The 20,546-nt window shown below is 72.9% G+C and carries 20 protein-coding genes; 15 read left to right on the top strand and 5 right to left on the bottom strand.

What is annotated here, in order from left to right; translation table 11 throughout:
* Window positions 1-419: 419 nt before the first annotated feature.
* Complete coding sequence (gene sepH / locus AB0G79_RS32655) at window positions 420-1,484, bottom strand: septation protein SepH (RefSeq protein WP_360812982.1); 1,065 nt, start codon at window positions 1,482-1,484, stop codon at window positions 420-422.
* 451 nt (window positions 1,485-1,935) lie between these two features.
* On the opposite strand from sepH, the gene AB0G79_RS32650 reads away from it, so the two are divergent.
* Complete coding sequence (locus AB0G79_RS32650) at window positions 1,936-2,967, top strand: hypothetical protein (protein WP_360812980.1); 1,032 nt, start codon at window positions 1,936-1,938, stop codon at window positions 2,965-2,967.
* Between the two features lie 63 nt (window positions 2,968-3,030).
* Here AB0G79_RS32650 and AB0G79_RS32645 read toward each other — a convergent pair whose 3' ends face one another.
* Window positions 3,031-4,380: a D-arabinono-1,4-lactone oxidase gene (locus AB0G79_RS32645; RefSeq protein ID WP_360812978.1), complete on the bottom strand. Its 1,350-nt coding sequence runs from the start codon at window positions 4,378-4,380 to the stop codon at window positions 3,031-3,033.
* Window positions 4,310-5,584 carry an MFS transporter gene (locus AB0G79_RS32640; protein WP_360812976.1) on the bottom strand — a complete coding sequence of 425 codons (1,275 nt, stop codon included), beginning with the start codon at window positions 5,582-5,584 and terminating at the stop codon, window positions 4,310-4,312. The genes AB0G79_RS32645 and AB0G79_RS32640 overlap by 71 nt, the downstream gene beginning before the upstream one ends.
* Window positions 5,585-5,750: 166 nt before the next feature.
* Between AB0G79_RS32640 and AB0G79_RS32635 the strand changes: the two genes are divergently transcribed.
* A complete protein-coding gene (locus AB0G79_RS32635; protein WP_360812974.1) occupies window positions 5,751-6,878 on the top strand; it encodes a ferrochelatase in 1,128 nt (375 codons plus the stop codon).
* Window positions 6,879-6,889: 11 nt separating this feature from the next.
* Window positions 6,890-7,693, top strand: a complete 804-nt coding sequence (locus AB0G79_RS32630) for an inositol monophosphatase family protein (RefSeq protein ID WP_360812972.1) — start codon at window positions 6,890-6,892, stop codon at window positions 7,691-7,693.
* A 151-nt stretch (window positions 7,694-7,844) separates the two neighbouring features.
* Here the strand turns inward: AB0G79_RS32630 and AB0G79_RS32625 are convergent, their stop codons facing one another.
* A complete protein-coding gene (locus AB0G79_RS32625) occupies window positions 7,845-8,030 on the bottom strand; it encodes a hypothetical protein (protein ID WP_360812970.1) in 186 nt (61 codons plus the stop codon).
* Between the two features lie 347 nt (window positions 8,031-8,377).
* Here AB0G79_RS32625 and AB0G79_RS32620 point away from each other — a divergent pair, with 347 nt between their 5' ends.
* From AB0G79_RS32620 to AB0G79_RS32605, 4 genes are all read left to right on the top strand, one after another.
* Window positions 8,378-9,031 carry a response regulator transcription factor gene (locus tag AB0G79_RS32620; RefSeq protein WP_017237674.1) on the top strand — a complete coding sequence of 218 codons (654 nt, stop codon included), beginning with the start codon at window positions 8,378-8,380 and terminating at the stop codon, window positions 9,029-9,031.
* Between the two features lie 5 nt (window positions 9,032-9,036).
* On the top strand, window positions 9,037-10,272 hold the full coding sequence (locus AB0G79_RS32615) for a HAMP domain-containing sensor histidine kinase (RefSeq protein ID WP_360812968.1): 1,236 nt from the start codon (window positions 9,037-9,039) through the stop codon (window positions 10,270-10,272).
* Window positions 10,273-10,667: 395 nt separating this feature from the next.
* On the top strand, window positions 10,668-10,964 hold the full coding sequence (locus tag AB0G79_RS32610; protein ID WP_003955561.1) for a DUF4193 domain-containing protein: 297 nt from the start codon (window positions 10,668-10,670) through the stop codon (window positions 10,962-10,964).
* A gap of 11 nt (window positions 10,965-10,975) precedes the next feature.
* Window positions 10,976-12,043 (top strand): hypothetical protein, encoded by a 1,068-nt coding sequence (locus tag AB0G79_RS32605; protein ID WP_360812965.1) that lies wholly within the window; start codon window positions 10,976-10,978, stop codon window positions 12,041-12,043.
* Window positions 12,044-12,202: 159 nt separating this feature from the next.
* Here AB0G79_RS32605 and AB0G79_RS32600 read toward each other — a convergent pair whose 3' ends face one another.
* Window positions 12,203-12,712, bottom strand: coding sequence for a DUF3093 domain-containing protein (locus tag AB0G79_RS32600; RefSeq protein ID WP_360812963.1), 510 nt, complete (start codon window positions 12,710-12,712; stop codon window positions 12,203-12,205).
* 260 nt (window positions 12,713-12,972) lie between these two features.
* Between AB0G79_RS32600 and AB0G79_RS32595 the strand changes: the two genes are divergently transcribed.
* From AB0G79_RS32595 to AB0G79_RS32560, 8 genes are all read left to right on the top strand, one after another.
* A complete protein-coding gene (locus tag AB0G79_RS32595; RefSeq protein WP_360812961.1) occupies window positions 12,973-13,557 on the top strand; it encodes a PaaI family thioesterase in 585 nt (194 codons plus the stop codon).
* On the top strand, window positions 13,557-14,069 hold the full coding sequence (dut, locus tag AB0G79_RS32590; RefSeq protein ID WP_360812959.1) for a dUTP diphosphatase: 513 nt from the start codon (window positions 13,557-13,559) through the stop codon (window positions 14,067-14,069). The genes AB0G79_RS32595 and dut overlap by 1 nt, the downstream gene beginning before the upstream one ends.
* A 1-nt stretch (window position 14,070) precedes the next feature.
* Window positions 14,071-14,832, top strand: a complete 762-nt coding sequence (locus AB0G79_RS32585) for a DUF3710 domain-containing protein (RefSeq protein WP_360812957.1) — start codon at window positions 14,071-14,073, stop codon at window positions 14,830-14,832.
* A gap of 243 nt (window positions 14,833-15,075) precedes the next feature.
* Window positions 15,076-15,753: an ABC transporter ATP-binding protein gene (locus AB0G79_RS32580; RefSeq protein ID WP_360812987.1), complete on the top strand. Its 678-nt coding sequence runs from the start codon at window positions 15,076-15,078 to the stop codon at window positions 15,751-15,753.
* Between the two features lie 132 nt (window positions 15,754-15,885).
* A complete protein-coding gene (locus tag AB0G79_RS32575; RefSeq protein WP_360812955.1) occupies window positions 15,886-18,432 on the top strand; it encodes a sensor histidine kinase KdpD in 2,547 nt (848 codons plus the stop codon).
* Between the two features lie 58 nt (window positions 18,433-18,490).
* Complete coding sequence (locus AB0G79_RS32570; protein ID WP_360812953.1) at window positions 18,491-19,177, top strand: response regulator; 687 nt, start codon at window positions 18,491-18,493, stop codon at window positions 19,175-19,177.
* Window positions 19,178-19,248: 71 nt separating this feature from the next.
* On the top strand, window positions 19,249-19,647 hold the full coding sequence (locus AB0G79_RS32565; protein ID WP_360812951.1) for an OB-fold nucleic acid binding domain-containing protein: 399 nt from the start codon (window positions 19,249-19,251) through the stop codon (window positions 19,645-19,647).
* Between the two features lie 90 nt (window positions 19,648-19,737).
* Complete coding sequence (locus tag AB0G79_RS32560) at window positions 19,738-20,463, top strand: DUF3159 domain-containing protein (protein WP_360812986.1); 726 nt, start codon at window positions 19,738-19,740, stop codon at window positions 20,461-20,463.
* The last annotated feature ends 83 nt before the right edge of the window (window positions 20,464-20,546 follow it).

Below are 20,546 nucleotides of genomic sequence, written 5' to 3'. Positions count from 1 at the left end.
GGGGGGGGGGGGGGGGGGGGGGGGGGGGGGGGGGGGGGGGGGGGCGGGGGGGGGGGGGGGGGGGGGGGGGGGGCGCCTGCGGCGGGCCTTCACCCCACCCCGCCCCTTCCCGAAACCGGGGGCAGGCCCCCGGCCCCCTACGGCCTTCGGCCGGGTCCTCGGACGCCGGGCGGGCTGAGTTTCCCGCCCCGCGGGCGGCAAGCCGACCGCGGGGGAAACCCGGCCCCGCCGGCGTCGGAGGACCCGGGGGCCCGGGGGCGGAGCCCCCAATTCCAGCCCCGCCGGCGCTTGAGGCGCGGGGTTCGGGGCGGAGCCCCGGTTACGGGAAGGGGCGGGGTGGGGAAGGAGCCCCGCAGGGCAACCCGCACCCGCACCCGGCCGGCCACACCCCACCGGCTTCCGACCCCGTACCCCTGGCGCTACTCCTGCTTCTTGCGCCGCGTACCGAAGACGATCTCGTCCCAGCTGGGAACCGCCGCCCGCCGCCCCGGCCGTACCCCGTCCGCCTCGGCCTGCCGGTCCGTCGCCCCGTGCAGCCGGTCCCGGTGACCGGACACCGCCCGCGGCATCAGCACATCGGCGTACGCCGCCCCCGCCCCCGCCGAAGCGGCCGGCGCCGGCGGCTCCTCCACCTCGGCCTCGTCGGTCGGCTCCGTCTCCGGAGCCTCGGGGACGACCATGTCGCCGCGGAAGCTCGGCACGGCCTCCAGGAGGCTCGTGAGCGAGTCCCGTTCCTCCTCCGGTTCCGGGGAGGGCGCCGGCGCGGGGGCCAGACGGTCGAGCTGGCGGTCGAGGGCCCGGTCGAGCGGCCTGTCCCGGGGCAGCCGGGCGATCCGCGGCACGAACGGGAAGCTCGGCTCCGGCGACGCGGCGATCGTGTCGTCGGTCTCGCCGATCAGCGCCCGCGCCTCGTCGTCCACGGCCTGCACGAGCCGGCGGGGCGGGTCGTACGTCCAGCTGGCGGTGTGGACCTCGCCCGCGACGCGATAGACGAGCAGCACCTCCCAGGTGCCGTCGTCGCGCCGCCAGGAGTCCCACTGCACGGTGTCCTTGTCGGCGCCGCGCAGCAGCAGCCGTTCCTGCACGGCCTCGCCGAGCGGGGGGCCGCTGTTCTCCCCGGGCCTGCGGACGGAGGTCTTGCGGGCCCGCTCGGCCATGAAGGCGCGCTCCGCGAGCACGGGACCCTCGAAGCGGCGGACGCGGTCGACGGGGATGCCGGCGAGCTGGGCGACCTCCTCGGCGGAGGCACCGGCTCGTATCCGCGCCTGGATGTCACGGGGGCGGAGGTGGCTCTCGACCTCGATCTCGATCTGTCCGAGGCGCGCGCGGTCGTTGCGCACGGCGGCGCGGAGCCGCTCGTCGATCGGAAGTGTGTACTCCGTGCTGTCAGCAGCCTTGAGCACCAGTCGTGTGCCGTCGTTGGAGACGGCCACGACACGCAGTTCGGGCATGGGGACCTCCCGGGTGGTGCCTGCCGACGTCACGTGCGTCGCTGCTTCCGCTAGTCGAGTGTGGCCTGCCCGGGTGCAGCCTGCCACTACCTTGCCGAGTTGCCCGGCGTGTCGGGCATGGACCCTGGGGCGCCGTTATGGCACGGTTACCAGTTCGCCACTCAGAGTGACCGAAGGTCACGCTGTGCGACGGGTTCCCGCGCGCTGCCGTGGCGCCGCCGGTTCGAGCGCCGTGTTCGGCCCCCTCCCCGATCCCGGGCACCCGTGAGGGCGTCCGGACCCAGGGTTCGCCAATGTACTCCATTCGGGCCACTTGGGTGGACCGGCGCGCCGCCCAACTTCTCGGGCGGTACGGGAGTTGAGTCTCCGCGATCTTGGCCCTCGCGTGTCCCTCTTCACAGAACCGGCGGAAGCGGAACTATTCCCTTCGCCCATTTGTCCCTTCTGTGTGCAAGGCGAACGGATGAACCATCAGGGGTTGGCGATGCGGCACACGCCGGAGACCGGCACGGGGACCGTCACGGAGCACGGCGCGGTACCCGTCACGGAGGACGACGACACGAAGGGAGGCGACGGGGGCAGGAGAAGGATCGACCTGAGCGTGGCCCAGGTCTCGGGCAGTGCCGTGGCCGCGGTCATCGCCGCCAAGCTCGCCTCCAGCCTCGGCGTGTACGGCACGATCCTCGGCGCCGGCGTGATCAGCGTCATCGCCACCTGCGGGGGCCCGCTCTTCCAGTACTTCTTCAAGCGCACCGGCGAGCAGATGCGGGACGCGACCGCCGCCGCCAAGCCGAAGGCCCGTCAGGTGCCGCTCCCGGCCGCACGCCAGGAGCAGGGCGGCGACCGGCACACGATGATGCTCGGGACGGTCTCCTACGCCGTCCCGGACGGCTCGCACCCGTACGACGAGGCGTTCGGCGAGGCGACCACCCACGGCAGGAGCGTGCGCGGCTGGAAGCGGTGGAAGCGCCCGGTCGTCGCGGCCGCGCTCGTCTTCGGCGTCACGATGGGCGGCATCACCGCGTACGAGCTGGTCGCGGGCAAGGACTTCAGCGGCACCCGGGGGACCACGACCTTCGGCTCGGTGGTCCGGGGCGAGGGCGATTCCGGGAAGCGGACGCCCGACGGGGGCGAGAGCCCCGCTCCCGCGACCTCCGAGGGGCAGGAGCAGGGCGAGGAGCGGAAGCAGGGCGACGGGACCGGGACCCGGGACCCGGAGAAGAGCGGCTCCTCGGACTCCTCCGACGGCGGCTCGACGACGGCGCCCACGCCGACGCCGAGCGGCGACCCGACGACGGGGCCGACGACGGGGCCGACGACCGACCCGACCACCGGTCCGACGACGGAGCCCACCACGGAGCCCACGACGGAGCCCACCACGGAGCCGACGACCGGGCCGACCGAGGGGCCGGCCAAGGAGCCGACGCAGGCCCCGAGCACCGGCGTCGCCGAGCCGCCGGCCCAGGCCCCGACCCCGGCGACGGCCGGCGCGGGCACGGGCGGCGGCACCGAGTGACCCTCAGCCGGCCGACCCTCGGCCGAGCGGCCGTCAGCCGACCGACCCTCAGCCGAGCGGCCGTCAGTCGCCGAGCACCCGCCGGAGGTAGTCGTTCGCGAACCGCCGGTCCGGGTCGAGCCGGTCGCGCAGCGCCGTGAACTCGGCGAAGCGCGGGTAGGCCTCGGCGAAGTAGGCGGCGTCACGGGTGTGGACCTTGCCCCAGTGGGGGCGCCCCCCGTGCGCCGTCATGATGCGCTCCACCGCCGTGAAGTAGGCCTGGTGGGGCGTGCCCTTGTAGAGGTGGACGGCGATGTACACCGTCTCGCGCCCCGAGGCCGTGGACAGCGCGATGTCGTCGGCGGGCGCGGTGCGCACCTCCACGGGGAAGCTCACCTTGAGCGGCGAGCGCTCCACCATCGCCTTGAGCTCCCGCAGCGCGTCGACGGCGGCCCCGCGCGGCAGCGCGTACTCCATCTCCAGGAAGCGGACCCGGCGCGGCGAGGTGAAGACCTTGTACGGGATGTCGGTGTACGTGCGGGCCGACAGGGCCCGGCTGGAGACCTTGGCGATCGAGGGGATGAACGGCGGCACGGCCCTGCCCAGTGAGCAGGCCACCTGGAAGATCCCGTTGGAGAGGAGCTCGTCCTCGATCCAGCCGCTGACCTTCCCGGGCGGGGCGGCGGGGCCCGCGCTCCGGTTGTTGCGCTTGGTGTTGCAGTTGTCCGTGTGGGGGAACCAGTAGAACTCGAAGTGCTCGTTCTCGGCGTGGAGCGCGTCGAAGTCCGAGACGACCCGGTCGAAGGTCATCGGCTCCTCGCGCGCGGTGAGCAGGAAGACCGGCTCCACGGCGAAGGTGATCGCCGTGACGACGCCGAGCGCGCCCAGGCCGATCCGGGCCGCCGCGAAGACCTCGGGGTTCTCCTTCTCGGAGCAGACGAGGAGCTGTCCTTCGGCGGTCACGAGCTCCAGCTCGCGGATCTGCGCGGCGATCGAGGCCGAGTCGCGGCCCGTGCCGTGCGTGCCGGTCGAGGTGGCCCCCGCGACGGTCTGCTCCATGATGTCGCCCATGTTCGTGAGCGACAGGCCCTCCCGGGCCAGCGCCACGTTGAGCCGCTTCAACGGGGTGCCCGACTCGACCGTGACCGTCATGGCCGCGCGGTCGATCCGCCGGATCCCGGTCAGCAGGTGCGGCCGGACGAGGACGCCGTCCGTGGCCGCGATCGAGGTGAAGGAGTGCCCGGTGCCGACCGTCTTCACCCGGAGCCCGTCCTCGGCCGCCCGGCGTATGACCTCGGCGAGCTCCTCGGCCGAGGCCGGGCTCGCCTCCCGTACGGGACGGGAGGTGACGTTCCCCGCCCAGTTACGCCACGGGCTGTTCGCCGTCCCGCTGCTCGCCGACCCCGCTGCCGTCGTACCGCTCGTCCCGCTCACGCTGCCCCTCCCGGTTGGTCTCCGGCCTGCGCAGCCGGCGGTGTCCGAGGAGACCCACCACGACCGCGAGCGCGCCCGAGACGACGGGCACCACGTACCCCGCCTCGGCCCCGGACGCGTCGACCACCCAGCCGGCGGCCGAGGAGCCGAGCGCCACGCCGATCGCGAGCCCGGTACCCGTCCAGGTCATGCCCTCGGTCAGCTTGGTGCGCGGTACGTGCGCTTCGACGAGGGCCATCGTGGTCACCATCGTCGGTGCGATGGACAGGCCCGCGACAAAGAGCGCCACGGCCAGCAACGGCAGGTTCCCGGCCAGTAGGAGGGGGATCATACTCACGGCCATGGCGCAAACGCCCAGCAGCCAGCGGCGGGACGGCTCGCCCTTGAGGTGCAGGAGTCCGAAGACGGCGCCGGCGAGGCAGGAGCCGAGCGCGTAGACGGCGAGGACGAGACTGGCGGCGGCCTTGTGGCCCCGCTCGTCCGCGAAGGCGACGGTCACGACGTCCACCGAGCCGAAGATCGCACCGGTCGCGACGAAGGCGAGGGTGAGGATCTGGAGGCCGCGGGAGCGGAGCGCGGAGGCACTCTTCTCGCCGTGCTCCTGCGGGTGCGGAGCGGGCTCCGTCGCGCGCTGGGAGGTCAGCCAGAAGACGCCGACGGCGAGGAACATCCCGGCGAAGAGCGGACCGGCCTCGGGGAACCAGGCCGTCGACAGGCCGATGGAGAGGATCGGGCCGAAGATGAAGCACACCTCGTCGACGATCGACTCCCAGCTGTAGGCGGTGTGCAGCCGCCGCTCGTCGCCCCGGTAGAGGGCCGCCCAGCGGGACCGGGTCATCGCCCCGATGCTGGGCACGCAGCCGATGGCCGCCGTGAAGACGAAGTACGTCCAGTCCGGCGCGTCCTGCTGCACGCACAGCAGGAGCCCGGCGGCGGCCACGAGCGAGACGAGGGTGAACGGCCGCAGCACCTTGCGCTGGCCGTGGCGGTCGACGAGGCGCGAGACGAGCGGGCCGAGGACGGCGGCGGACATCGCGAGCGTGGCCGAGAGGGCGCCGGCGAGTCCGTACCGGCCGGTGACCTGGGAGATCATCGTGACGACGCCGATGCCCATCATGGACAACGGCATGCGGCCGAGGAATCCGGCGACGGAGAACGCGGTGGTTCCGGGCGCGTTGAAGATCGCGCGGTAGGGGCTGGGCAAGAGGTTCTCCGGGCAGGTGACGTGGCGGGGGGCACGTGTAATTAACAGCTAAAGCCTACGGTGTTGAAGTCGATAGGTCATCCCCCTTTTTCCGGACGCCGCGGCACGGGCCGGTCACCGGCGGACCGTGATCCGCGCCGCCTCCCGCGAGTGGGAGGATCGGGCCATGTCCGATCAGCACGATCCCGCCCCGTACGACGCCCTGCTGCTGCTCTCCTTCGGCGGCCCCGAGGGTCCGGACGACGTGGTCCCGTTCCTGGAGAACGTGACGCGCGGCCGCGGCATCCCGAAGGAACGGCTGAAGGAAGTGGGGCAGCACTACTTCCTCTTCGGCGGCGTCTCCCCGATCAACGACCAGAACCGCGCGCTGCTCGACGCGCTCCGCACGGACTTCGCGGACGCCGGCCTCCGCCTCCCCGTCCACTGGGGCAACCGGAACTGGGCGCCGTACCTCACCGACACCCTCCGCGAGATGATCACCGACGGCCGACGCCACATCGCCGTCCTCACCACCAGCGCGTACGCCTCCTACTCGGGCTGCCGCCAGTACCGAGAGAACCTCGCCGACGCGCTCGCCACCCTGGAAGCGGAAGGGCTTCCGCTGCCCCGCGTCGACAAGCTCCGGCACTACTTCAACCACCCCGGCTTCGTCGAACCCATGATCGAGGGCGTACTCGCCTCCCTCGCCGACCTCGACCCGGCCGAACGCGAGGGCGCCCACCTCGCCTTCACCACCCACTCCATCCCCGACTCCGCCGCCGACAGCTCGGGGCCGGTCGCCGAGCACGGCGAGGGCGGGGCGTACGTGCGCCAGCACCTCGACGTCGCGGAGACGATCGTCGAGGCCGTCCGCGAGCGCACCGGCGTCGCGTACCCCTGGAAACTCGTCTACCAGTCCCGCAGCGGCGCCCCGCACATCCCGTGGCTCGAACCCGACATCTGCGACCACCTGGAGGAGCTGCACGGCGCCGGGGCCACCGCCGCCGTGATGGTCCCCATCGGCTTCGTCTCCGACCACATGGAGGTCCTGTACGACCTCGACACGGAGGCCACCGCCAAGGCCGCCGAGCTCGGCCTGCCCGTCCGCCGCTCCGCGACCGTCGGCGCCGACCCGCGCTTCGCCGCCGCCGTCCGCGAGCTCCTCCTGGAGCGCGCGGCCAACGAGCGGGGGACCCGGGTGGAGCGCTGCGCCCTCGGGGCCCTCGGACCCTCGCACGACCTGTGCCCGATCGGCTGCTGCCCGGCCAGGGCGGAACGGCCCGCCGCGGCCGGCGCCGACAGCCCGTACGCGTGAAGGAGCCCCGCGTGACCGACCCCCTGCTCGCAGAGCTGCTCGACCTCGCCCTGGAGGCCGCCCGGCGGGCCGGAGCGCTGCTGCGCGACGGCCGCCCCGACGACCTCGCCGTGGCCACGACCAAGTCGAGCCCCATCGACGTCGTCACCGAGATGGACATCGCCGCCGAGAAGCTGATCACCGGCTTCCTCGCCGAACACCGCCCGCAGGACGGCTTCCTCGGCGAGGAGGGCGCCTCCAGCCCCGGCACCAGCGGGATCCGCTGGGTCATCGACCCCCTCGACGGCACGGTGAACTACCTCTACGGCCTTCCCACCTGGGCCGTCTCCATCGCCGCCGAGCGTGACGGCGAGACCGTCGTCGGCGTCGTCGACGCCCCCATGCGGGGCGAGACCTACCGCGCGGTCCTCGGCGGAGGCGCGTACGCGGGGGAGCGGCGGCTCGCCGTGCGGCAGCCCTCGCCGCCGCTCGACCAGGCCCTCGTGGGGACCGGCTTCGGGTACGTCCAGGCCCGCCGCGCCCACCAGGCGGACGTGGCCCAGCGGGTCGTCCCGCTCGTCCGTGACATCCGGAGGGGCGGCTCGGCGGCCATCGACCTGTGCGACGTCGCCGCAGGCCGCCTCGACGCCTACTACGAGCGCGGACTCAACCCCTGGGACCTGGCCGCCGGAGCCCTCATCGCCCGCGAGGCGGGCGCGCTGACCGGCGGACGCCCCGGACAGCCCGAGTCGGGCGAGCTGACCCTGGCGGCCTCACCGGGCCTCTTCCCGCCCGTCCAGGAGCTCCTGGAGGAGCTCGGCGCCTGGCACGACTAGGACCTGGTCCGCCGGGGAGGCCCTGGGGCCTCCCCGCCGGGCAGGCCCTGGGCGCGACCGGGTGCCCCGGTCGTGCGGGGCGCCCGGTCGCGCAAGCCGACGAGCCCCGGAGCCGCCTGCAGGCTCCGGGGCTCGTCGTACGCGGACGGGGTCAGGCTCCCGCGCAGGCGCCTGGTACCGCGATCTGGACGCCGTGCTCGGCGGCCAGGCGGTGCAGGTCCTCCAGCTCCGCCTGCTCGACGTCCGCGAGGAAGTCGTCGCCCGTCTCACGAGCGCGCGTGAGGTCGGTCTGGGCGGCCTTGATCCGGTGCAGCAGTCCTGCGGTGAAAGCGTCCATCGTGCGCCCCCTCGTCGTGGGTCAGGTGGCACGGGGTGTGCCGGGGGTGGGTGGATCACACACGGGAGCCTCTGCGTGACAGAGGACGGTATGCGGCGCGCCGCATACAGGCGTGATCTCGGGGTGTGCAGACGTCCTCCCCACCCCGTTCCTCACAGAAACCTCAACTGGCCCGTGAATCAGGTGAATTCTTTGGCGGCCCCGCCCGCCGCCCCTTCCCGGGGCCCCCGCGCAGGGCCGTCTTACAGCCGGTTTACGCGCGTTCGGGGCAGGATGGACACGCACAGTCAGTGCTCAGGCTTTCGACCGGTCCCCCACGGACCGGGGCTCAAGGGAAGGACTACGACGTGCGCGTACTCGTCGTCGAGGACGAGCAGCTGCTCGCCGATGCGGTGGCCACCGGACTGCGCCGGGAGGCCATGGCCGTCGACGTCGTGTACGACGGCGCGGCGGCCCTGGAGCGCGTCGGGGTGAACGACTACGACGTCGTCGTCCTCGACCGCGACCTGCCCCTGGTCCACGGGGACGACGTCTGCCGCAAGATCGTCGAGCTCGGCATGCCCACGCGCGTGCTGATGCTGACCGCCTCCGGCGACGTCAGCGACCGCGTCGAGGGCCTGGAGCTCGGCGCCGACGACTACCTCCCCAAGCCCTTCGCCTTCACCGAGCTCACCGCGCGCGTGCGCGCCCTCGGCCGGCGCACCACCGTGCCGCTCCCGCCCGTCCTGGAGCGCGCGGGCATCAAGCTCGACCCGAACCGTCGCGAGGTCTTCCGCGAGGGCAAGGAGGTCCAGCTCGCGCCGAAGGAGTTCGCCGTCCTGGAGGTCCTCATGCGCAGCGAGGGCGCCGTCGTCTCGGCCGAGCAGCTCCTGGAGAAGGCCTGGGACGAGAACACCGACCCGTTCACCAACGTCGTCCGCGTCACCGTCATGACCCTGCGCCGCAAGCTCGGCGAGCCCCCGGTCATCGTCACCGTGCCCGGCTCCGGGTACCGGATCTGACCCCGATGCCCACGACCCCGCCGCACCCCCAGGCGCCCCCGAAACCGACCTGGGACCCCCGGGACCCGGTCAGGCCGCTGCTGCGCCCGACCATCCGCATACGGCTCACGCTGCTGTACGGCGGCATGTTCCTGATCGCCGGCATCCTGCTGCTCTCGATCATCTACCTCTTCACGGCGCAGACGCTGGGGGAGAGCGCGGCCCACCTGCCGTTCAAGATCGTCGAGGGCAAGGTGCAGCCCACCACCTCCTGGTGCGAGCTGCCCGTCCAGGGCACCGGCGAGCAGTTCAACGACGCCGTCTCGGTCTGTCTGCGCTACCAGAGCGACCAGGCCCTGGAAGACCTCCTCCGCCGCTCGCTCTTCGCCCTGCTCGGCCTCAGCATCATCGCCTTCGCCTTCGGCTACGCCATGGCGGGCCGCGTGCTCTCGCCGCTCGGCCGGATCACCCGGACCGCCCGCCAGGTGGCCGGCTCCGACCTGGCCCGCCGCATCGAGCTGGACGGCCCGGACGACGAGCTCAAGGAGCTCGCCGACACCTTCGACGAGATGCTGGACCGCCTGGAGCGCGCCTTCACCGCCCAGCAGCGCTTCGTCGCCAACGCCTCGCACGAGCTCCGCACCCCGCTCGCGATCAACCGCACCCTCCTGGAGGTCCACCTCTCGGACCCCGGGGCGCCGGTCGAGCTCCAGCAGCTCGGCAAGACCCTGCTCGCCACCAACGAGCGCAGCGAGCAGCTCGTGGAGGGCCTGCTGCTGCTCGCCCGCAGCGACAACCAGATCGTCGAGCGCAAGCCCGTCGACCTCGCTGAGGTCGCGTCCCGGGCGATCGACCAGACGCACGCCGAGGCCGTGGCCAAGGGCGTCGAGATCCGGGGCGAGCGCGCGCCCGCCGTCGTCAAGGGCAACGGCGTCCTGCTCGAACGGATCGCCCTGAACCTCCTCCAGAACGCCGTCCGGTACAACGTGCCGGAGGAGGGCTGGGTCTCGGTCAGCACCGAGGTCAGGGACGGTCAGGCGGTGCTCCTCGTGTCGAACACGGGACCGGTGGTCCCCGCGTACGAGATCGACAACCTCTTCGAGCCGTTCCGGCGGCTCCGCCAGGAGCGCACGGGCAGCGACAAGGGTGTCGGCCTCGGCCTGTCGATCGCCAGATCCGTGGCCCGCGCCCACGGCGGCCGTATCATCGCGGAGCCCCGCGAGGGCGGCGGTCTCGTGATGCGCGTCACTCTGCCGATCTGACACACTGCACGAGCCGACCGGTTCCGTTCGCTTTGCGCGGAATTCCGGGGCCCCGATCCTGAGATTCCCGTGTGTGATCGATCACAGGAGCGGGTGTCCGGATCTCCACTCTCCGTGACCGGGAAATCCCTCGGAAAACCTGGAAAAGTCCGGGTTTCCGGGGCCCTGGTTGACGGGAAGTACACGGGGTGGCACCCGCGAGGAGTGCCCCGCGGACCGTGTACGGTCCGGTTCGCCACCCGAAGCCGAGCACTCGCGAGAGGGCACGACGGGTGTCGATTGAGTAACAGACCTTGATGTGAGGCAAAATCTCCGCCTCAGGTCGGGCACAAGTCCGACCTCTCACGCGTTACGTGCGCTGAGACACCCGCAACTACCCAGAGGGGGAGAGCGACATGGCAACGGATTACGACACCCCACGCAAGACCGACGACGACGTCGACTCGGACAGCCTTGAGGAACTGAAGGCCCGCCGGAACGACAAGTCGACCTCGACGGTCGACGTCGACGAGTTCGAGGCCGCCGAAGGCCTGGAGCTCCCGGGCGCCGACCTCTCGAACGAGGAGCTGGCCGTCCGGGTCCTGCCCAAGCAGGCCGACGAGTTCACCTGCATGAGCTGCTTCCTCGTGCACCACCGCAGCCAGCTGGCCCGCGAGAAGAACGGTCAGCCGATCTGCCGCGACTGCGACTAGGCAGTCCGGCCGTGGCAGGCAGCGACACACCGTCCCGGAAGCGGCGTCTGCGGCTTCCCGGGAGCTCGGAGACGCGCAAGGGCGGCAAGAGCCCGGCAGAGGGCGCCCAGGAGGCCCCTGACGCCGTGCGGGCCGCCCCTCTGCCCTCCCTCGGCGCACGTGACGACGAGCGGGGCCCCTCGGCCTCGCTCGAAGCGGTCGTCGCCGACATCGAGGCGGCCACCGGGACACAGCTCCCCGCCGAGCGTGACGAGCCCACGGGCGAGTCCACCGACGTGGCGCGCCAGGGGCGCTTCGGCGCCGTCAAGCGGCTGGCCAACCCCGCACGGGCCCAGCTGGACAAGATCAGGATCGACACCGAGCGGATCGAGGCCGTCCGGCGTGGCGTGACGCGCGGCGTCAGGGACGGCATGCGGCGCGGCGGCGACGGGGCCAAGGCCGGCATCGGCTACCTGGCCGACCGGCTCATCGACCTCGCCCCGCGGATCCCCGTCCGCGACCTGGCGACCCTGCGCAAGCAGTTCCCGGGGCTCGGCCCCGAGGAGATCGCCGACAAACTCGTCGCCGGCGCGGCGAACGCCAGCTCGACCGTGGGCGCGGGCGTCGGAGCCGCCGCCATGCTTCCCGTACCGCCGGCCATGCCGGCCGAACTGGCGGCCGAGATCACCGGCGTCGCCGCGGTGGAACTCAAACTCGTCGCCGAACTGCACGAGGTGTACGGGCTGCGCCCCCCGGGCCGCATCACCCAGCGCTCGACGGCCTACCTGACCTCGTGGTCCGAGGAGCGCGGCATCGACCCCACCAAGCCCACCACGGTCAACGCGGCCCTCGGCGGGCAGCTCAAGCGCGAACTGCGCCAGCAGATCATGAAGCGCATGGTGCGCAACATGCCGAACCTCATGCCCTTCATGATCGGCGCCGCCGTCGGCGCGGTCATGAACCGGCGCGACACCAAGAAACTCGCGGCGCACATCCGCAAGGACCTCCGCGCCCGCCAGGTCCCCTGGGACGCCCTCAAGGCGCTGCCCCCGCTGGAGCAGCCCGAGAACCCCGCGACCCGCGAGGAACTGGGCCTCTGACCCGCGAGGAACCGGGCCTCTGAGAGGCCCGTCCCCGGGGGTGTTCGTGGGACCCCCGGGCCCGGCCCGCCGGACCTCCACCCGCCGGGCCTCCGCTCGTCGGACGCCAGGCTGTCAGAACCCCGCCCGTCGGACCTCCACCCGCCGGGCCTCCGCTCGTCAGACCTCCGCGCGCGCGGCCTCCACGGCCGCCGCCAGGGCCTCGGGCTCGCGGGTCGAGAGGTACACGTACGGGGTCGGGTCGGCCGGGTCCGTGACCTCGATCCGCACCGCGCGCGGCACGTAGCTGCGCATCAGCATGAAGGCGCGCGGGTCGGCCTTGTGCGTGCGCCAGGCGCGCGCCTCCTCCGCGTCCAGCGCCTCGGGCGCCCCCAGCGCCGTGACCGGGATCCGCGCGTCGCCCGCCACGAGCGAGCCCGCCACCACCCGGATGCGGGCGGAGCCGTACGAGGACACGGCCGCGCCCGCGAGGACCGCGGCGCCGATCAGGCCGCCGAGCATCGGCACCGTACCCAGCGGGAACATGATCAGCCCGCCGGACAGCCCGAGCAGGCCCGTGATCAGCCACCACGAGCGGGGCGCCGTCAGTCGCTCGTCGTGGCGCGGCGCGGCCGGCGTCGCGGACGAGGGCTCGGAGGAGGGAGCGGGGGACGAGGCGGAAGGCTGCATGAGTCCAAGCTTGGCACGGCGCGACGAGGACCTTTCCGGCGGATCGGGGTCGGACCGGTCGCGGGGTCCGGTGCGGTGCACCGCGAGGCGCCGGAGCGTCTCGCACGGGGTCTCCCCTGCTCCAGCGAAGCCGAGAGCCCGGGGAAGGAGCTGTCGGGGCGTTTCGGCGACGCCGCGAGGTGCCGTGCCGGACCCCGCGCCCCCGGCCCCGATCCGCCGGACAGGTCCTCCGGCCTTCCGCGCGGGTAAGGTCTGCGCCTGTGACCGCAACATCTCCCGCCCTCACCCCGCCGCCCTCGGCCATACCGCCGGTACGCCATCCCGATGCCCCGGCCCCCGGCGAACTGCTCGGTTCGCACTACGAGCACTGCTTCGGGTGCGGCGGCGGACAGTCCCACGGCCTGCACCTGGAGGCCAGGGCGGGCGAGGGCGTGACCGTCACCGCCGAGTTCACCGTGACCCCCGACCACCAGGGCGCTCCCGGTCTCGCGCACGGCGGCGTGCTCGCCACCGCGCTCGACGAGACCATCGGCTCCCTGAACTGGCTGCTGCGGGTCATCGCCGTGACCGGACGCCTGGAGACCGACTTCGCCCGGCCCGTCCCGGTCGGCACCGTCCTCCATCTGGAGGCCGAGGTCACCGCCGTCCACGGCCGCAAGATCTTCTCGACCGCCGTCGGCCGGATCGGCGGGCCCGACGGCCCCGTCGCCGTCCGCGCCGACGCCCTCTTCATCGAGGTCAAGGTCGACCACTTCATCGACAACGGCCGGCCGGAGGAGATCCAGGCCGCCATGTCCGACCCCGACCAGGTCCGGCGCGCCCGCGCCTTCGAGGTGAACCCCTGATGCGCAACCCTGTCGACGTACTCATCCGGCGAGTGGACCCGGAGGTGCCGATCCCCGCGTACGGGCACCCCGGCGACGCGGGCGCCGACCTCGTCACCACCGAGGCGGCCGTCCTCGCCCCCGGCGAGCGCGCGGTGCTGCCCACCGGCGTCTCCATCGCGCTGCCCGACGGCTACGCGGCCTTCGTGCACCCGCGCTCGGGTCTCGCCGCCCGGTGCGGAGTCGCCCTCGTGAATGCCCCGGGGACGGTGGATGCCGGGTACCGTGGAGAGATCAAAGTGATCGTGGTCAATCTCGACCCGCGCGAGAGCGTGCGGTTCGAGCGGTTCGACCGGATTGCCCAACTGGTCGTCCAGCAGGTCGAGAAAGTGCGCTTCCACGAGGTGGAAGAGCTTCCCGGCTCGGCACGGGCCGAGGGGGGCTTCGGGTCCACCGGCGGCCATGCCGCCGTGGACGGCGGGGCGGGTGGGAATCGATACGCTTCGGTCGTATCCGACCGGGAAGGACAGTGACGTGTTCGGACGTCGCAAGAAGAGCGGTGCCGCCGAGGACGTGGCGGGCGCGGACGAGCAGGTCGTCGACGAGGTCGGCACCGACGAGGAGGCGGAGGCGCCGCGTCGCGTGAACCTTCCGCCGGCGCCCCGGCCCGACGGACCGTGGGACATCTCCGAGGTGAGCGAGCCCGAGGAGGGCCGCGTCGACCTCGGCGGCATCTACGTCCCCGGAGTCGAGGGCATGGAGCTGCGGGTCGAGGTGGCCGGTGACGCGATCGTCGCCGCCACCGTCGTCCTGCGCGACAGCGCCGTCCAGCTCCAGGCCTTCGCCGCCCCCAAGAAGGAGGGCATCTGGGGCGAGGTCCGTGACGAGATCGCCACGGGCATCGTCCAGCAGGGCGGGGCCATCGACGAGGTCGAGGGCCCCCTCGGCTGGGAGCTGCGCGCGCAGGTCCCGGTCCAGCTGCCGGACGGCAACCGCGGCGTGCAGCTCGTGCGCTTCGTCGGCGTCGACGGCCCGCGCTGGTTCCTGCGCGGAGTGATCTCCGGCCAGGGCGCGGTGCAGCCGGAGGCCGCCGGCGTCCTGGAGCAGATCGTGCGGGACACCGTGGTCGTCCGCGGCGAGGGCCCGATGGCCCCGCGCGACCCGATCGTCCTCAAGCTGCCGAACGACGCGCAGATGGTGCCGGACGGCGTGCAGCAGGAGGAGCAGGCGAGCTCGCGCTTCTCCGGCGGCATGGGCCAGCTCCAGCGCGGTCCGGAGATCTCCGAGATCCGCTGAGCCGCGACCGCGGGACCGACGGTGGGCCGTTCCCCGTACGACACGTACGGGGAACGGCCCACCGGCCGTTTCCGGGATCCTCGCCCCACCGTGCCCGCCCTCCGTCCCCGCCCGGCTCTGGCCAGCCGCCCGGGGCGCGGACCATACTGGCGGGCGCACATGTTCGAAGAGGGGGAGCACAGGGTGAGTGAGAGCAGCACGCGGTCCGCGGTCGCCGTCGCCGAGGACCCGGCGGGCCCGCCGATGGTCGTGGTCGAGGAGCTCCGGCGCTCGTACGGTACGGGCGAGGCCGCCGTCCACGCCCTGCGCGGGGTCTCCTTCACCATCCCGCGCGGCGAGCTCGTCGCCCTCAAGGGCCGATCGGGCTCCGGCAAGACCACCCTGCTCAACCTCGTGGGCGGCCTCGACAGCGCCGACGGCGGCCGGATCGTCATCGACGGCACCGACCTGTCGACGCTCGGTGAGAGCGGGCTCCTGGAGCTGCGCCGCGACCGGATCGGCTTCATCTTCCAGTCCTTCGGGCTCCTCCCGATCCTCTCCGCCGCCGAGAACGTCGGCGTACCCCTCCGGCTGCGCAAGGCCGACCCGAAGGAGCGGGAGGAGCGGGTCGCCCTGCTGCTCTCCCTCGTGGGCCTCGCCGACCACGCCAACCAGCGGCCCGGCGAGCTCTCCGGCGGCCAGCAGCAGCGCGTCGCCATCGCCCGCGCCCTCGCCAACAAGCCGGCGCTCCTGATCGCCGACGAGCCGACGGGCCAGCTGGACGCCGAGACCGGGCTCGCGGTCATGGAGCTGCTGCGCGCGGTGGTGCGCAGCGAGGGCTGTACGGCCCTGGTCGCCACCCACGACCCGCAGCTCCTCGGCCTCGCGGACCGGGTCCTCGAACTGCGCGACGGCGAGATCGCCGAGTTCTCGGGGAACTGACCCGCTCCCCGAGTTCCCCGGCGACCGACCAGCTCTCCACCCCGCGACCTCCCCGTCAGGATCACGTCAATACCGGGCGGGGGTCCCCGCCCGCGTGCGGAATGTCCGATTGGCTGGACGTATGGTCGTGCCATGGGACGCGGCAAGCTTCGGATCTACCTCGGCGCTGCGCCGGGCGTCGGCAAGACGTACGCGATGCTCTCCGAGGCGCACCGCCGGGTGGAGCGCGGCACCGACTGCGTCGTGGCCTTCGTCGAGCACCACGGCCGGCCGCGCACCGAGCTGATGCTGCACGGCCTCGAACAGGTCCCGCGCCGGACCCTCGAGTACCGGGGCTCGGTCTTCACCGAGATGGACGTGGACGCGCTCCTCGCCCGCAGGCCCGCCGTCGCCCTCGTCGACGAGCTCGCCCACACCAACGTCCCCGGCTCCCGGAACCCGAAGCGCTGGCAGGACGTCGCCGAGCTGCTCGCCGCGGGCATCGACGTCGTCTCGACCGTCAACATCCAGCACCTGGAGTCACTCGGCGACGTCGTCGAGGCGATCACCGGCGTACGGCAGCGGGAGACCGTCCCCGACGAGGTGGTCCGCAGGGCCGACCAGATCGAACTGGTCGACATGTCGCCCCAGGCGCTGCGCCGCCGGATGGCCCACGGCAACGTCTACACGCCCGACAAGGTCGACGCGGCCCTCTCCAACTACTTCCGCCCCGGCAACCTCACCGCCCTGCGTGAGCTCGCGCTCCTCTGGACCGCCGACCGGGTCGACGAGTACCTCCAGGAGTACCGGGGCGAGCACAACATCCGCTCGCCCTGGCAGGCCCGCGAGCGGATCGTCGTGGGTCTCACCGGCGGCCCCGAGGGCCGCACGCTCATCCGCCGCGCCACCCGGCTCGCCGAGAAGGGCGCGGGCGGCGAGGTCCTCGCCGTCTACGTCTCCCGCAGCGACGGCCTCACCTCCGCCTCGCCGAAGGAGCTCGCCGTCCAGCGGACGCTCGTCGAGGACCTCGGCGGAACGTTCCACCACGTCATCGGCGACGACATCCCCTCCGCGCTCCTGGAGTTCGCCCGCGGGGTCAACGCCTCCCAGATCGTGCTCGGCTCCAGCCGCCGCCGCACCTGGCAGTACGTGCTCGGCCCCGGCGTCGGCCAGACCGTGGCACGCGACTCCGGCCCCGACCTGGACGTCCACATCGTCACCCACGGCGAGGTCGCCAAGGGCCGCGGCCTGCCCGTCGGCCGTGGCGCGCGCCTCGGCCGCTCCCGCATCCTCGGCGGCTGGCTCGTCGGCGTCGGCGGACCCCTCGCCCTGGCCCTGCTCCTCACGCACGTCGACGCGGACCTCGGCCTCGCCAACGACATGCTGCTCTTCCTCGCGCTGACCGTCGGCTCCGCGCTGCTCGGCGGCTTCCTCCCGGCGCTCGCCTCGGCGGCCGTCGGCTCCTTCCTCCTGAACTGGTTCTTCACCCCGCCGGTCCACCGGCTCACCATCGCCGACCCGAAGAACATCGTCGCCATCGCCGTCTTCTTCGGCGTCGCCATGGCGGTCGCGTCCGTCGTCGACCTCGCGGCCCGCCGCACCCACCAGGCCGCCCGGCTCCGCGCCGAGTCCGAGGTGCTCTCCTACCTCGCGGGCAGCGTCCTGCGCGGCGAGACCAGCCTCGACGCCCTCCTCGAACGCGTCCGCGAGACCTTCTCCATGGAGTCGGTCTCCCTCCTGGAGCGGACCGACGGCGCCGAGCCGTGGACCCAGGCGGCGAGCGTCGGCCCCCACCCGGCCGTACGGCCCGACGACGCCGACGTGGACATGCCGGTCGGCGACCACCTCGCCCTGGCCCTGTCCGGCCGCGTCCTCCCGGCCGAGGACCGGCGCGTCCTCGGCGCCTTCGCCGCGCAGGCCGCCGTCGTCCTCGACCGGCAGCGGCTGGTCGGCGAGGCGGAGGAGGCCCGCAAGCTCGCCGAGGGCAACAAGATCCGCACGGCCCTGCTCGCCGCCGTCAGCCACGACCTGCGCACCCCGCTCGCCGGCATCAAGGCCTCCGTCTCCTCGCTGCGCTCCGACGACGTCGAGTGGTCCGACGAGGACCGTGCCGAACTCCTGGAGGGCATCGAGGCCGGCGCCGACCGGCTCGACCACCTCGTCGGCAACCTCCTCGACATGTCCCGCCTCCAGACCGGCACGGTCACGCCGCTCATCCGCCCGGTGGACCTCGACGAGGTCGTCCCCATGGCCCTCGGAGGCGTACCGGACGGCAGCGCCGAGCTCGACATCCCCGAGAGCCTGCCCATGGTCGAGGTCGACAAGGGGCTCCTGGAGCGGGCCGTCGCCAACATCGTCGAGAACGCCGTCAAGTACAGCCCCGCCGGCGTTCCCGTCGCGGTCGCCGCCAGCACCCTGGGGGAGCGGGTCGAACTGCGCGTCGTCGACCGCGGCCCGGGCGTGCCCGACGAGAGCAAGGACGGCATCTTCGAGCCCTTCCAGCGCCTCGGCGACGCCCCGCGCGGCGCCGGCGTCGGCCTCGGACTCGCGGTCGCCCGCGGCTTCGTCGAGGCCATGGGCGGGACACTCGGCGCCGAGGACACCCCGGGCGGCGGGCTGACCATGGTCCTCACCCTCCGCGCCTCGCCCCGCGGGACGAAAACGGCGCCGGTCCCCGTGACGCACGTCAACCACGCGTGACCCACGCGTGAGGAACACCCGCAGCTCACCCCTGCCGACAGAAGGAAGGTCCCCCGCCATGACCCGGGTCCTCGTGGTCGACGACGAGCCACAGATCGTCCGCGCCCTGGTGATCAACCTCAAGGCGCGGAAGTACGAGGTCGACGCCGCGTCCGACGGCGCCACCGCGCTCCGGCTCGCCGCCGACCGCCACCCCGACGTCGTCGTACTCGACCTCGGCCTCCCCGACATGGACGGCGTCGAGGTCATCAAGGGCCTCCGCGGCTGGACGAGGGTCCCGATCCTCGTCCTCTCCGCCCGGCAGACCTCCGACGAGAAGGTCGAGGCCCTCGACGCGGGCGCCGACGACTACGTCACCAAGCCCTTCGGCATGGACGAGCTCCTCGCCCGGCTGCGCGCCGCCGTGCGCCGCGCCGAGCCGGTCGGCGGCGCCGACGACGGCGTCGTGGTCGTCGAGACCGAGGGCTTCACCGTCGACCTCGCCGCGAAGAAGGTCCACCGCGACGGCCGTGACGTCCGGCTCACCCCCACCGAGTGGCACCTCCTGGAGGTCCTCGTCCGCAACGGCGGCCGGCTCGTCAGCCAGAAGCAGCTGCTCCAGGAGGTCTGGGGACCCTCGTACGGCACGGAGACCAACTACCTCCGCGTCTACATGGCGCAGCTGCGCCGCAAGCTCGAGGCCGACCCCTCGCACCCGCGGCACTTCGTCACCGAACCGGGCATGGGGTACCGCTTCGAACGGTGAGGCGGAGGTCGCGCGTCAGGCCGGTCGGGTGAACCCGTCCCGGTGTCAGGAGGGGCCGGTACGCTTTCTGTATGAGTGCTGCACCGCGTACAGAGAAGCCGGCCGGACGGTTCCGCAGGATGCTCGACCGGCTCTCCTCGACCCCGGAGGACCTGGAGTCGGAGGAGCTCCAGGAGGACGCCGAGGCCTCGGGGTGCACGCGCATCTCTGACTGCTCCGACCGCCAGATAGTCAAGGTGACTGGTACCTTGCGCACGGTCACGCTGCGCCCGCGCGCCGGTGTGCCCGCGCTGGAGGCCGAGCTCTTCGACGGCACGGCACCGCTGGACGTCGTCTGGCTCGGTCGCCGCTCCATCGTGGGCATCGAGCCGGGCCGCAAGCTGATCGCCTCCGGCCGGATCTCCATGAGCCACGGCCGGCGGGTCCTCTTCAACCCCAAATACGAGCTCCGACCGCTCGGACAGGAGTAGCCGGTGACGTCCCTCGACAAGGACCGGTCCGTTCCCGACCAGTCCCTTCAGGACCCGTCGGTCCCGGACCCGTCCCTCCGGGACCCGTCGATCCCGGACCCGTCCATTCCGGACCAGGACGCCCAGGCCGACAAGGCCGTGACCGAGGCCGCGCTGTCCGAGGCCTTCGGCGGTGTCCGGGGCATGATCGAGACGATCGTGCCGGGCCTGCTCTTCGTCACGATCTTCACGATCAACAAGAACCTCCAGGTGTCGGCGATCGCCGCCCTCGCGGTCTCGCTCGTCCTGGTCGTCGTCCGGCTGATCCGCCGCGACACCGTGAAGCACGCCTTCAGCGGCGTCTTCGGCGTCGCCTTCGGCGTCGTCTTCGCGATGATGACGGGCAACGCCAAGGACTTCTACCTGCCGGGCATGCTGTACACCCTGGGCCTCGCCCTGGCGTACATCGTCACGGCCCTCGCGGGCGTCCCGCTGATCGGCCTCATCCTCGGCCCGGTCTTCAAGGAGAACCTCTCCTGGCGCACCCGCAACCCCGGCCGCAAGAAGGCGTACACGAAGGCCAGCCTCGCCTGGGGCCTCATCCTGCTCGGCAAGTGCGCGATTCTCTTCCCGCTGTACTGGTGGGCCGACCCGACCAAGTTCGGCTGGGTCTCCGTCGCGCTGAAGATCCCGCCGTTCCTGCTCGCGGTCTACCTGACCTGGATCTTCCTCGCGAAGGCCCCGGCGCCGATCGACGTCTTCGCCGAGATGGAGGCGGAGGAGCGCGCGGAGAAGGAGCGCAAGGCGGCGGCCGCGCGGACCTCCCCGGAGGCCTGACGGACCCCGCAGGCGGTACGGGAAAGGGCCCGGGACTCGATCGAGTCCCGGGCCCTTCCGCGTACCGGCCTTTCCGCGTACCG

The sequence above is a fragment of the Streptomyces sp. NPDC020807 genome (genome assembly GCF_040641575.1).
GTDB lineage: Bacteria > Actinomycetota > Actinomycetes > Streptomycetales > Streptomycetaceae > Streptomyces.
This window is presented reverse-complemented; position numbering and strand designations above follow the sequence as displayed.

Bases quoted from the DNA above. Each gene is read 5' to 3' on its own strand.
- AB0G79_RS32650 (WP_360812980.1), top strand. From the start codon at position 1,936: ATGCGGCACACGCCGGAGACCGGCACGGGGACCGTCACGGAGCACGGC.
- AB0G79_RS32635 (WP_360812974.1), top strand. From the start codon at position 5,751: ATGTCCGATCAGCACGATCCCGCCCCGTACGACGCCCTGCTGCTGCTC.
- AB0G79_RS32625 (WP_360812970.1), bottom strand. From the start codon at position 8,030: ATGGACGCTTTCACCGCAGGACTGCTGCACCGGATCAAGGCCGCCCAG.
- AB0G79_RS32615 (WP_360812968.1), top strand. From the start codon at position 9,037: ATGCCCACGACCCCGCCGCACCCCCAGGCGCCCCCGAAACCGACCTGG.
- AB0G79_RS32610 (WP_003955561.1), top strand. From the start codon at position 10,668: ATGGCAACGGATTACGACACCCCACGCAAGACCGACGACGACGTCGAC.
- AB0G79_RS32600 (WP_360812963.1), bottom strand. From the start codon at position 12,712: ATGCAGCCTTCCGCCTCGTCCCCCGCTCCCTCCTCCGAGCCCTCGTCC.
- dut (WP_360812959.1), top strand. From the start codon at position 13,557: ATGCGCAACCCTGTCGACGTACTCATCCGGCGAGTGGACCCGGAGGTG.
- AB0G79_RS32580 (WP_360812987.1), top strand. From the start codon at position 15,076: ATGGTCGTGGTCGAGGAGCTCCGGCGCTCGTACGGTACGGGCGAGGCC.
- AB0G79_RS32575 (WP_360812955.1), top strand. From the start codon at position 15,886: ATGGGACGCGGCAAGCTTCGGATCTACCTCGGCGCTGCGCCGGGCGTC.
- AB0G79_RS32570 (WP_360812953.1), top strand. From the start codon at position 18,491: ATGACCCGGGTCCTCGTGGTCGACGACGAGCCACAGATCGTCCGCGCC.
- AB0G79_RS32565 (WP_360812951.1), top strand. From the start codon at position 19,249: ATGAGTGCTGCACCGCGTACAGAGAAGCCGGCCGGACGGTTCCGCAGG.